This is a genomic window from Cellulomonas sp. P5_C5, from assembly GCF_054049655.1.
The window spans coordinates 26,407-38,899 of the sequence record NZ_JBFULY010000034.1 but is presented as its reverse complement, the minus strand read 5'-3'; the positions used below and the strand labels follow the sequence as shown (position 1 = coordinate 38,899).

The window sequence follows — 12,493 nt, the reverse complement described above, 5'->3', positions numbered from 1 at the left end:
CGACTCCCCGGACCGAAGGACCGCCATGACGACCGAGCTCGCTCCCCCTGAGGACGCGACCCGATCCCTCCCCCTCGCTCGCCGGCTGCTGCGGTCGCCGATCGTCCAGTTCCTGATCGTCTTCGGGTGCGCGCTGCTGATCAGCGCCCCGTTCCTCGGTCAGCGCATCCGGGAGACCCCGGGCATCAGCCCGCAGGACGAGCTCTCCTACATCGACACGCTGATCCGCATCCAGGACGGCCAGCTGCTGATGCACCAGGGCGACACCCTCGACGAGGAGACGCTGCAGGAGCTGGGGTGCCGCGGCGTCGACGCGTCGGCGCTGGTGCCGAACGTCGCCGTCTGCAAGGGCACGGCCGACTCGGACGTCGAGTTCTTCAACACCGCGGACATCGACCCTCCGGTGTACCACTGGACCGTCGCTGCGCTGTCCCAGCTGCCGTTCGACATCGGCATCACCAAGAACATGGTCACGGCGGCACGGCTGCTCGGGATCGTGTGGTGCTCGCTGACCATGACGATCATCTTCTTCCTGGCCCGACGCCTCGGGGCGCCCGTGGCCGCGGCCGCCGCGGCGGCGTCGACGGTGCTGTGGCTGTCGATCGTCAACGTCCAGTTCCAGTACGTGACGCCGCACTCGACCGGTGCGCTGGTCGGCGCCGTCGTCGCACTCGTGGTGGCGGCGCGGCTGCAGGACAAGGTGGGGTGGTGGCTCGTCACCCTCGCCGCTCTGCTCGCTGCGACGGTCAAGCTCACCAACCTCGTCATCGTCATGGCGGGCTGCGCGGCGTTTCTCGCCGCGTACGTGTGGCTGCAGGGCGACGGGCCTCGACCGCGGCGACGGCTGTGGGACACCGTGAACCTCGGCGGGACGGCGATCGCGGCCACCCTCGCCTGGGTCGTGATCCGGCGGATGTCGCGGACCAGCGACGTCGAGCCGTACCCGTGGGCAGTGGTCGACCACCTGACCGTGCCGCAGGTGCTGGAGAACGTCGGCGCGTTCGTCTACCCGTGGAGCACGGGGACGGCGCGCGGCTTCGCGATCCTGCTCACCGTCGTCGTGTTCGGTGTGGCCGGCTGGCTCGTCTTCTCGCGGGACACGGCTGCCGTGCAGCGCAACCTCGCGATCGGCCTGCTCGCGTCGGCCGTCCTCGCCCCGGTCGCCCTCGTCGTCATGAACTGGGTGGTCACCCGGTACTACGTGCCGACGCAGGGCCGCTACGGCCTGTCGCTCGTGCCGCTCGCGGTCGCGCTCGCCGCCTCGCAGGTCCGTGCGCGATGGCTGCAGATCACGCTCGTCGTGGTCTCGCTCGTCGCGTTCTGGCTCGCGTGGCAGTCCGCCCCCTCGCTCGCCGGCTCCTAGCGCGAKACCGCACGCCCGCTCGTCGACCTGTCCCTTCCTTCTCCCGGAGCGCCCGTGGCCCGCATCGTCATCGTCGGAACCGGCATCGTCGGCCTCGCCGTCGCCGCACGTCTGGCCCAGCGGGGCGACGACGTCGTGGTCCTCGACAAGGAGCACCGGCTCGCCGCGCACCAGACGGGCCGCAACTCCGGGGTGATCCACTCCGGCCTGTACTACGCACCCGGCAGCCTCAAGGCGCGGATGAGCCGCGCGGGCGCCCGGTCCATGGCCGCGTTCGCCGCCGAGCACGGCGTCGCCACCGAGCGCACGGGCAAGCTCGTCGTCGCCACGGACGACGCCCAGGTCCCCGCCCTGCACAAGCTGGCCGAGCGCGCCAAGGCGAACGAGATCGAGGCGACCCTGCTCTCCCCCGCCGCGGCACGCGAGCACGAGCCGCACGTCCGCGCGGTCGCCGCGCTGCACGTGCCCAGCACGGGCATCGTCGACTACCGCGGGGTCTGTGACGCGCTCGCGCGCACGGTCGTCGAGCACGGCGGCGAGATCCGTCTCGGGACGGTGGTCGCCGCCGCCCGGACGCAGGGTGCGCACGTCGTGGTGGAGACCTCGGACGGCGACGTGACCGGCGACGCCTTCGTGAACTGCGCCGGGCTGTTCAGCGACCGTCTGGCCGCGGCGTCCGGCCTCACGCCCGACGCCCGGATCGTGCCGTTCCGGGGCGAGTACTTCGAGCTCGTGCCCGAGCGCTCCGACCTGGTCCGGGGGCTCATCTACCCGGTGCCCGACCCGCGCTTCCCCTTCCTCGGGGTGCACCTGACCAAGATGGTCGGCGGGTCCGTGCACGCCGGACCGAACGCCGTGCTGGCGCTGGCCCGTGAGGGGTACCGGTGGTCGGACGTGAACGTCCGCGACGTCGTGGACGCGCTGAGCTGGCCGGGGCTGTGGCGGCTTGGTGCCCGCAACCTGCGACCCGGCGCGCAGGAGGTCCTCCGGTCGCTGTCGCGGACGCGGTTCGCTGCGAGCCTCGCCGAGCTGGTGCCCGAGATCACTGCTGCGGACCTCGTGCCGTCCGCCGCGGGCGTCCGCGCACAGGCCATGCGACGCGACGGGACCCTCGTCGACGACTTCCTCGTCCAGCGCGCACCGCGACAGGTGCACGTCCTGAACGCCCCGTCCCCCGCCGCGACCGCGGCTCTCGAGATCGCCGCGCACCTCGTGGACGAGGTCGACGCGGTCCGCGCCTGAGGCGCTCCCCCTCGGCAGACCGGGACGAACCGGACCGCCTGGCGAGTGGCCGGTGACCCGTGCCGCGTCGCGCGCGATCGACCGCGCACGGCGCGCTACCGTGGCGGTCGGACACCGACCCCCACCCCTGAGGTTCGTCATGCATCGCGCCGACCGCCGGGCCGTACGGCTCGCCGTCCCGCTCCTCGTGCTCGGCGGGCTCGCTGCATGCACGCCAGGCTCCCCCACCTCGTCCTCGCCGACGCCGAGCTCCTCGACCGCGCGCCCGAGCGCCGTCGCGACGACCGCCGGACCGACCTCGGTACCGACGACGACCCCGACGGACGGCACACCACCGGCCTCGCAGGAGCCCACGGCCGGCGCACCGGCTCCCGACGACCTGACGCAGGTCGCCGTCACCATCTCCTACGCGGGCTGGGTGGCGGACGGCGCACGCGTGGAGGTCGGCGCGTACGTCGACGGCGTCATCGAGGGCACGGGGACCTGCACGCTCACGTTGACCCGTTCCGGCCGGTCGGTCAGCGCGACCGTGCCCGGCACGGCCGACGCGTCGAGCACCAGCTGCGGCGCCGTGGCAGTCGACGGCTCCCAGCTCAGCAGCGGCACGTGGTCCGCTGTCGTCGACTACGGCTCACCGACCTCGGTGGGCTCGTCCGCTCCCACAGAGGTGGTCGTCCCGTGACCTCGTCCCCCGCGCCCTGGCGGCGCCTCGTCTCGCTCGCGGTCGCCGCAGCGGTCGCCCTGCTCGGCCTGACCGTCGCCTCGGTCGGCGCCCCCGCGCCCGCCACCGCCGCTGACCTGTCGAGCTTCGACCCGGGCTACCTGGTCTCGGAGCAGAACTTCTGGGACTCCACGGCCATGGGGGTGGCGGACATCCAGGCGTTCCTCAACGCCCGCGGCTCGGCATGCGTGCTGAACACCACCGACGGCGCACCCTGCCTCAAGGACGTCCGGCAGGACACCACCAGCCGCACGGCGGACGACCGCTGCGCCGGCGGGTACGCCGGCGCCGCTTCCGAGAGCGCGGCCACGATCATCGCCAAGGTCGCCCAGGCCTGCGGCGTCAGCCCTCGCGTGATCCTGGTGACGCTCCAGAAGGAGCAGGGGCTGATCACGACGAAGAAGCCGACACAAGACATGTACCGCAAGGCGATGGGGTACGGCTGCCCCGACACGGCGCCGTGCGACGCCCAGTACTACTGGTTCCAGAACCAGGTCTACAAGGCCGCGTGGCAGTTCCGCAGCTACGCCCTGACGCCCACGCGCTGGACCCACCGGGCGGGCATGGTCAACAACATCCGCTTCCACCCGAACTCCGCCTGCGGGACGTCTCCGGTCACCATCCGGAACCAGGCGACGGCCGGCCTGTACAACTACACGCCGTACCAGCCGAACGCCGCCGCGCTGGCCGCCGGCTACGGCACGGGAGACTCCTGCTCGTCCTACGGCAACCGCAACTTCGTGTCGTACTGGACCGACTGGTTCGGCTCCCCCACCGGCGTGTCGCCGGTCGGCAACGTGGACGGGATCGGCTTGACGAACACGGGCATCACCGTGGCGGGCTGGGCGCTCGACCCCGACACCACTCCCTCGATCGCGGTGCACGTGTACATCGACGGCGTCGGGACGGCCATCACCGCAGACCAGTCCCGGCCGGACATCGCGGCCATCTACACCCGGCACGGGGACAAGCACGGGTTCACGTTCACGTCCCCGCAGGACCCCGGCAGCCACGCGATCTGCGTGTATGCGATCAGCTCCGACCCAGGCCCCAACACCCTGCTGATGTGCCGGACCGTCGTCGTCCCGGACTCGGCGCCCATCGGATCCGTGGACTCGGTGACATCCACGTCGTCGAGCATCACCGTCAGTGGGTGGACGATCGACCCCGACACGTCGGCCTCCACCCAGGCGCACATCTACATGGACGGCGTCGGCGTCGCGGTCAAGGCCAACAAGTCCCGCCCCGACCTCGTCGCGGCGTTCGGTCGCGGTGACAAGCACGGCTTCTCGCTCACACTCCCGGCGACGGTGGGGCGCCACCAGCTCTGCGTCTACGGGATCAACACCGCCAAGGCTCCGCACACGCTGCTGTGGTGCGGCGCGGTCGACGTCAAGATCGTGACCGCGGCACCGTTCGGTTCGCTCGACTCGGTCACGGTGAGGGGGCGGACGGTCTTGCTCGCCGGCTGGACCATCGACCCGGACACCACGGACCCGACCGACGTCCATGTGTACATCGACGGTGTCGCCACCATCGCTGTGCGGGCGGACAAGTCGCGCCCCGACGTCGCCAACGCGTTCGGCAAGGGCGACAAGCACGGCTTCGCCTGGTCGACCACCCTGGCGGACGGGCCGCACACCGTCTGCGCCCATGCGATCAACACCCAGGGCACCCCGCACACCCTGCTCGGGTGCAGGTCGATCACGGTCGCGAACGCGGCCCCGATCGGCGCCGTGGACTCCGTCACCGTCTCGGCGGGGTCCGTGACCGTCTCCGGCTGGACGCTCGACCCGGACACGTCCGACCCGACGCAGGCGCACGTCTACATCGACGGCACCGGCGTGGCCCTGGTCGCCGACCAGTCCCGCCCCGACGTCGCCRCGGCGTTCGGCAAGGGCGACAAGCACGGGTTCAGCCACACCGCCGCGCTGTCGGCCGGCAGCCACGCGATGTGCGTCTACGCGATCGACACCACGGGCGGGGTCAACACGACGCTCACGTGCAGGTCGTTCTCGGTGCCCTGACCGGGCCGGTCACCGGCGCGGCGCGCGGCCTCGCGCACCCCGCCCTGGTTCAGGTGCTCGCGGAACAGGCGCGGGGTGCACTCCGCTCCTGTCGCAGGACGACGGGAGAAGACGGTCGTGGCGACGGCATCGGCCCCGGGCGACACGGGAACTCGCGAGTGCGCCATCGACCACCCCCTGACGCGCTACCGTGGCCGCCGGACACCGACCCCCACCCCTGAGGTTCGTCATGCATCGCGCCCACCGCCGGGCCGTACGGCTCGTCGTCCCGCTCCTCGTGCTGGGCGGGCTCGCGGCGTGCACGCCGGGCTCCCCGGCGTCGTCCTCGCCGACGCCGAGCTCCTCGACGACGCGTCCGAGCGCTGACGCCACCACCACCGGACCGACCTCGGCACCGACGACCGCACCGACGACCGCACCGACGGACGACGCTCCGCCGGCCTCGCCCGAGCCGACGTCGGCCGCGCCGGCACCCGACGACCTGACGAAGGTCTCCGTCACCATCGCGTACGCGGGCTGGGTGACGGACGCCGCACGGGTGGAGGTCGGCGCCTACGTCGACGGCGTCATCGAGGGGACCGGGACGTGCACGCTCACGTTGACCCGCTCCGGGCGGGAGGTCACCACGACCGTGCCCGCGGTGGCCGACGCCTCGAGCACGAGCTGCGGTGCCGTGACCGTCGACGGTGCTCAGCTCAGCAGCGGCACGTGGTCCGCTGTCGTCGACTACGGCTCACCGACCTCGGTGGGCTCGTCCGCTCCCACAGAGGTGGTCGTCCCGTGACGTCGTCATCCGCGCCCTGGCGGCGTCTCGTCTCGCTCGTGGTCGCCGCGACGGTCGGCCTGCTCGGTCTGACCGCCGTCACGGTCGGCGCGGCAAGCCCCGCCACGGCGGCGGACCTGTCGGGCTTCGACCCCGGCTACCTGGTCTCGGACCGGAACTTCTGGGACTCCACGGCGATGTCGTCGACCGATATCCAGTCGTTCCTCAACTCCCGAGGCTCGGGCTGCGTGGCGGCCGCCGACGGCACCCCGTGCCTGAAGGACTTCCGCCAGGACACCACGAATCGCAGTGCGGACGACCGCTGCAGCGGTGGGTATGCCGGCGCTGCGTCGGAGAGCGCGGCCACGATCATCGCGAGGGTCGCCCAGGCTTGCGGAGTCAGCCCTCGCGTGATCCTGGTGACGCTGCAGAAGGAGCAAGGTCTCGTCACGACGAAGACGCCGACCCCGACCCGTTACCGCTCCGCGATGGGGTACGGCTGCCCTGACACGTCGGTGTGTGAGTCCAAGTACTACGGGTTCCAGAACCAGGTCTATATGGCCGCGTGGCAGTTCCGGGGCTATGCGCTCACACCGTCGCGCTGGGCCCACAAGGTGGGCCTCGTCAACAACATCAAGTTCCATCCGCGCACCGACATGGACTGCGGGACGTCCCCGGTGCTGATCCGGAACCAGGCCACCGCCGGCCTGTACAACTACACGCCGTWCCAGCCGAACGCCGCCGCGCTGGCCGCCGGCTATGGCACCGGCGACGCGTGCTCCTCCTACGGGAACCGCAACTTCGTGGCCTACTGGACGGACTGGTTCGGCTMCCCCACCAACCTGCCGCCGGTCGGCAACGTGGACGGGATCGGCCTGACGAACACGGGGATCACCGTGGCGGGCTGGGCTCTGGACCCCGACACGAGCGCCTCGATCGCGGTGCACATCTCCATCGACGGCGCCGTCTCCGCCATCACCGCGAACCAGTCCCGCCCGGACATCGKGGCCCTCTACACCAAGCACGGAGACAAGCACGGGTTCACGTTCACGTCTGCGCAGGACCCCGGAAGCCATGCGGTCTGCGTCTACGCGATCGACGCCGACGCCGGCACCAACACGCTGCTGACGTGCCGGACCGTCGTCGTGCCCGACGCGGCCCCCATCGGCGCGGTCGACTCGGTCAGTGCGACGTCGTCGACGATCACCGTCAGCGGCTGGGCGATCGACCCCGACACGTCGGCCTCCACCCAGGTGCACATCTCCCTGGACGGCGTCGTCGTCGCGGTCGCAGCCAACCGGTCGCGCCCTGACCTCGCCGCGGCCTACGGTCGCGGTGACAAGCACGGCTTCACGCACACGCTGCCGGCGACGGTGGGGAGCCACCAGGTCTGCGTCTACGGCATCAACACCGTCAACGGTCCCCAGACGCTGCTCTGGTGCGGCAAGGTCGACGTCATGGGGCGCTTGGTGGGGTCCTGGTGACAGGGCGGTCCGTCGCGTTCGGCACGCACGGGTTCAGGCCTACCGCCGCCCTGTCGGCCGGGAGGCACGCGAGGGGCTTCCCCGAGATCGACGCAGCGGGCGGGAGCAGCACGACGCTCACGCGCCGGACGGTGCCCTGACCGGACCGGCAACCACGACGACGGGCGGGTCACTCTCGGTGACCCGCCCGTCGTCGTTCGTCGTTCGTCCACTCAGGCGTGCGTGCCGCCCAGGCCGGTGACGCGGCGGACGCGTCCACCGGCACGACGTGCGACCTCGCGCACCCCGCCCTGGTTCAGGTACTCACGGAACAGCCGCAGGTCACCGCGGACCGAGACCGGCGGCGGCGGGGGCAGACGGAGCGAGTCGGTCGTCGTCCCCGGTGCGCGCAACGCCAGGTCCGCAGCCCGGCGCGGTGACCGGCAGAACTCGACGAGCGGCGCGAGGACCCGGGTCCACCGGTAGGCCTCGGCGAACTCCTCCACGCGTGCACGCGCCGCGGCGATCGCCTCCTCGTCGTACAGCATGGCCTCGAGCGCCGCGACGAGACCGTCGACGTCCTCCGGCTCCACCGTCCGGCCCAGACCCTTGTCCCGGATCAGCTCGCCGAAGGTGTCCCCACCGGTCGCGACGATCGGGAGCGTGCACCACAGGTAGTCGAGGATCCGCGTGCGGAAGCTGAACGCCGTCTCGATGTGGTGGAAGTGCGTCGACACGCCGACGTCGGCGTCGAGCAGGTAGTCCGCCCGCTMCTCGTACGGCACCCAGCTGTCGTTGAAGAACACGTGCTTGTCGGTCAGCCCCAGCTCGGAGGACAGCTCGCGCGCGTCCCACGCGATGCGCATGTCCGGCACCCCCGGGTTCGGGTGCTTGGTGCCCAGGAAGAACAGGCGCACCTCGGGGTGGGCCACCCGCAGGCGGTCGACCGCGTGGATCAGCGTCAGCGGGTCGAACCAGTTGTAGATGCCCCCGCCCCACAGGATGACCTTGTCGTCGGGGCCGATGCCGTCGATCGTGCCCTTGATGCCGTGCCGCTTCTGCACGGGCGGCTCGTCCGCGATGCCGAAGGGGACGACCGTGAGCAGCGAGTTGAGCGTCGCGTCCTCGTCGTAGACCGTCGGGTTGATGCGCCCCTGGCCGGCGAGCTGACCGAGCCAGAAGTCGCGCTGCTTGTCCGACGCGCACAGCAGGAGGTCGGCGCGGGCGATCTGCTCGTTCAGCGTCCGGGTGGTCTCCCGGACCGCCATCGCCCGGCCACCGAGCCCGAGGTCCCGCGCCTGCTCGAGCTGCTCGAGGTGGATCGGGTCGTAGATGTCGGCGACCACGATCTTGGTGCTGTTCTTGAGCCAGGGAGCCGCCTCGAGGAGGAAGCCCTGGAAGATGATCACGTCGGCCCAGCCGGTGGCCTCGACCAGCGACTTCCCGTGCACGTACTCCGTCGCGAAGTCGTCGTGGGTCACCGAGACGCCGGAGGTCGACGCGAGCCGCACCTCGTGGTCGGGAGCGAGCGCGCGTGCGATCTCCCAGGCGCGGATCGCGGGGCCGGCCATGCGTGCCTTCAGCGGCTCGCCGGTCACGACGAGGATGCGCTGCTTCGACCGGAAGTGGCTCGCGATGCCGAACGCCTCGACCAGGACGCGGTGCGCCTCCAGGTAGCTGTCGATCGCGTACGCGGGCTCCATCGCCTCCCGGAAGAGCGGCAGCAGCTCGCGGTCCGTCCGGCGGCGCCGCGACTGCAGAGCCTGCCGCGTGACGTGCAGCGACTCGAGCTGCTCGACGAAGTAGTCGATCGCGTACGGGCCCGTCAGGCTCATCTTCGGCAGCTCGAGCGTGCCGATGTCGTCGTTGCCCGGCGACCGCTGCAGGTCGAGCGTCGTCGTGTCGACGTCCGCCCGTGCGAAGGAGCGACGCACGGCGAGCGCCATCGCTGCAGGCAGGGCCCGCGCGAGCGTCTCGTCGTCGAAGTTCTTGTACATCGAGAGCAGCGCGTTGCGCTCGAGCAGGTAGCTCTCGCGGAAGTTGCCGAACTTCTTCATCGTGACGTGGTGCTTGTGGTACGCGACCGAGCCGGGCACGTACCGGACCCGGTAGCCGAGGAGATTCAGGCGCCAGCCGAGGTCGACGTCCTCGTAGAACATGAAGAAGCGCTCGTCGAACCCGCCGACCTCACGGAACAGGGCCGCGGGCATGAACATCGCCGCACCGGTGCCGAACAGGACGTCCTTGGCGACGTCCCACTCCCCCGTGTCGGGCTTCTCGACCTCGCGCTTGTAGCCCATGCCGAACCAGGTGAGGGAACCGTCGACGTAGTCGATGTTCTCGCCCTCCCAGTCGAGGACCTTGCTCGCGAYGGCGCCGATCGTCGAGTCCGCCTGGAGCGTCTCCACGGCGGCCCGGATCCAGCCCGGCCCCGGTCGGGCGTCGTTGTTCAGGAACCCGACGAACTCGCCCGTGGCGATCTTCACACCGGCGTTGCAGCCCCCGGCGAACCCGGTGTTCGACCCGGCACTCACGACGACGGCGTGCGGGACCGCGGCACGGATCTTCTCGACGCTGCCGTCGTCCGAGTCGTTGTCCACGACGATCAGCTCGAGCTGGTCCGACGGCCAGTCGACGTCCACGAACGACCGGAGCGCCACGATCGTGTCGTCGGCCCCCTTGTAGTTCACGAGGACGATCGACACGACCCCCGGGCGGACTGTCGGCTCCGAGCGGTCCTGCTTCATGCGTCTCCCTTGATCGGCGACCAGGTCGCCCCCATCGCCACGATGCCGCCCGACTCGCGCGGCTCGCCTGCCTCGACGTCGAACCGGCTGACGTGCCGACGAAGGTCGTACGTGTGCTGAGTGGTCCAGTCGACGGCCGAGGCCGTCAGGTCGAAGGTGCCCGGCTGGAGCGGGAGCCGCGGCACGACGCAGTCGATGAACCCGTCGCCCGAGACGCTCGTGATGTCCAGACCGCCGTCCCGGGAGTGGTACGCCCAGACGTACGTGCCCTCGATCGTCTCGATGGCGAGCCCGAACACCGGCCGCTCGATCGTCTCGTGGGCACGGTAGTGCACCCGGATCGTCATCGCCTCCCCGGTCCGGAACGACGACACGGAGTCGTCGGCGCCGTCGAGCAGCTCGACGCGCTCGACCGTGAGCTGGCCGGAGCCGTGCCGTCCGGACTCGTGCGCGGCCTCCTCGACGGGCCGGTCCGTGTGCGTCGTGTCGATGTAGTTGTCGACCAGCTCGGTGGCCGGCCCCGATGCGACGAGGCGACCGTGCTCGAGCCACGCGGCGTGGTCGCACATGGTCCGCATGGCGCCCATGGCGTGGCTGACGATGACCACGGTCTTGCCCGCGGTGCGGAAGTCCGCGAACTTCTCCATGCACTTCGCCTGGAAGTTCGCGTCGCCGACGGCCAACACCTCGTCGACGAGGAGGATGTCGGGGTCGACGTTGATGGCGACCGAGAACCCCAGCCGGACGTACATCCCGGAGGAGTAGTTCTTCACCGGCTGGTCGATGAACTGCTCGATGCCGGCGAAGTCGACGATCTCGTCGAAGCGCGACTCGATGTCCTTCCTGCCCAGGCCCAGGATCGACCCGTTGAGGAACACGTTCTCTCGGCCCGTGAGCTCCGGGTGGAAGCCCGACCCGAGCTCCAGCAGCGCAGCGACGGAACCGTTGACGCGGACGTTGCCCGTGTCCGGGACGAGGATCCGTGCGAGGCACTTGAGCAGGGTCGACTTGCCCGAGCCGTTCTCGCCGATGAGCCCGAACGTGGTGCCCTCGGGGATCTCGAAGCCCACGTCGCGCAGCGCCCAGAACTCGTCGTACTTCGCCCGGCGCCCGCGCATCAGCGACGCCTTCAGCGACTGGTTGCGCTCCTTGTACATCCGGAAGCGCTTGGAGACGTCGTTGACCTCGATCGCCGTGCTCACAGCTCCTCCGCCATGCGAGGCTCGAACTTCTTGAACACGAACCACCCGATCACGATCGCGACGACGGCGGACCCGATGCACCAGAGCATGTCCGTCGTGGTCGGCATCATCTCCTCGTACAGCACGGAGCGGAACGCCTGCGTGAAGTGCAGCATCGGGTTGAGCTCCCAGAGCTGGGTCAGGGGGAACGAGAGGTTCCACTGCGCGAGCCACTCGTTGAGGGCCTCCTGCGCGCGGACGACGTACGCGAACGGGTAGATGATCGGCGTCGCGTACATCCAGATCTGCAGCGCGATGGCGACGAAGTGCTCGGTGTCCCGGAAGTAGACGTTCGCCACGGCGAGCACGAGCGCGAAGCCCAGCGCCATGACCGTCAGCAGCGCGAGCAGCACGAGGACCATCGGCAGCCAGGGCAGCACCATCTGCCCGAAGAGCATGAGCGCCACCATGAGCACGCCGAGCTCGATGGCCGTGGTCACGTCGAGCGCGAACACCGATGACGCGACGAGGACCTCGCGCGGGAAGAACACCTTCTTCACCAGGTTCGCGTTGATCACGATCGACTGGAGCCCGGTCTGCAGCGAGGCCGCGAAGAACGTCCACGGCACGAGCGCGCACATGAGCCAGAGCGCGAAGACGTGCAGACCGGTCCGCGACGGCTCGATCTCGACGCGCATGAAGTACCCGAACACGACGGTGTAGATGAGCATCGTCGCGATGGGGTTGATGAGCGACCAGAGGTTGCCGAGGGCGGTGCGCTTGTACCGGCCCTTGACCTCACGGAGCGTGAGGTTCGCGAGAAGCTCACGCGTGCGGACGTTCGCGAGGTCGGCGATCATGCGTTCGTCACGACCTCGTCCTGGCCGGCGTCACCATGTCGGACGCACGCGCGCACGACGACGGTCGAGAAATGGGGCATAGGTCGATAGTAGGTGACTCGGCCGTCTCCGATGACGGACGATCAG

9 protein-coding genes are annotated in these 12,493 nt (G+C 70.4%); 6 read left to right on the top strand and 3 right to left on the bottom strand.

Annotated features, from left to right (window positions below):
- Positions 1–25: 25 nt before the first annotated feature.
- The 6 genes from ACXJKF_RS19550 to ACXJKF_RS19525 all read left to right on the top strand — a co-directional run bounded on the left by ACXJKF_RS19550 (position 26) and on the right by ACXJKF_RS19525 (position 7,600).
- Positions 26–1,363, top strand: a complete 1,338-nt coding sequence (locus tag ACXJKF_RS19550; RefSeq protein ID WP_456789393.1) for a hypothetical protein — start codon at positions 26–28, stop codon at positions 1,361–1,363.
- A 54-nt stretch (positions 1,364–1,417) separates the two neighbouring features.
- Entirely contained in the window at positions 1,418–2,605 is a 1,188-nt protein-coding gene (lhgO, locus tag ACXJKF_RS19545; protein WP_456789392.1) for an L-2-hydroxyglutarate oxidase, read from the top strand.
- A gap of 139 nt (positions 2,606–2,744) precedes the next feature.
- Positions 2,745–3,287 carry a hypothetical protein gene (locus tag ACXJKF_RS19540; RefSeq protein ID WP_456789391.1) on the top strand — a complete coding sequence of 181 codons (543 nt, stop codon included), beginning with the start codon at positions 2,745–2,747 and terminating at the stop codon, positions 3,285–3,287.
- Positions 3,284–5,353 carry a hypothetical protein gene (locus ACXJKF_RS19535; protein ID WP_456789390.1) on the top strand — a complete coding sequence of 690 codons (2,070 nt, stop codon included), beginning with the start codon at positions 3,284–3,286 and terminating at the stop codon, positions 5,351–5,353. The genes ACXJKF_RS19540 and ACXJKF_RS19535 overlap by 4 nt, the downstream gene beginning before the upstream one ends.
- 229 nt (positions 5,354–5,582) lie before the next feature.
- Positions 5,583–6,137, top strand: coding sequence for a hypothetical protein (locus ACXJKF_RS19530; protein WP_456789389.1), 555 nt, complete (start codon positions 5,583–5,585; stop codon positions 6,135–6,137).
- Positions 6,134–7,600 carry a hypothetical protein gene (locus ACXJKF_RS19525; RefSeq protein ID WP_456789388.1) on the top strand — a complete coding sequence of 489 codons (1,467 nt, stop codon included), beginning with the start codon at positions 6,134–6,136 and terminating at the stop codon, positions 7,598–7,600. Before ACXJKF_RS19530 ends, ACXJKF_RS19525 begins: the two co-directional genes overlap by 4 nt.
- Positions 7,601–7,812: 212 nt before the next feature.
- Here the strand turns inward: ACXJKF_RS19525 and ACXJKF_RS19520 are convergent, their stop codons facing one another.
- From ACXJKF_RS19520 to ACXJKF_RS19510, 3 genes are read right to left on the bottom strand one after another with little or no spacing between them, the layout of a single operon-like run.
- On the bottom strand, positions 7,813–10,326 hold the full coding sequence (locus tag ACXJKF_RS19520; protein ID WP_456789387.1) for a glycosyltransferase: 2,514 nt from the start codon (positions 10,324–10,326) through the stop codon (positions 7,813–7,815).
- The gene (locus tag ACXJKF_RS19515; protein ID WP_456789386.1) at positions 10,323–11,528 is read right to left on the bottom strand and encodes an ABC transporter ATP-binding protein; all 1,206 of its coding nucleotides are present in this window, start codon (positions 11,526–11,528) and stop codon (positions 10,323–10,325) included. Before ACXJKF_RS19515 ends, ACXJKF_RS19520 begins: the two co-directional genes overlap by 4 nt.
- Complete coding sequence (locus ACXJKF_RS19510; RefSeq protein WP_456789385.1) at positions 11,525–12,367, bottom strand: ABC transporter permease; 843 nt, start codon at positions 12,365–12,367, stop codon at positions 11,525–11,527. Before ACXJKF_RS19510 ends, ACXJKF_RS19515 begins: the two co-directional genes overlap by 4 nt.
- Between the last annotated feature and the right edge of the window lie 126 nt (positions 12,368–12,493).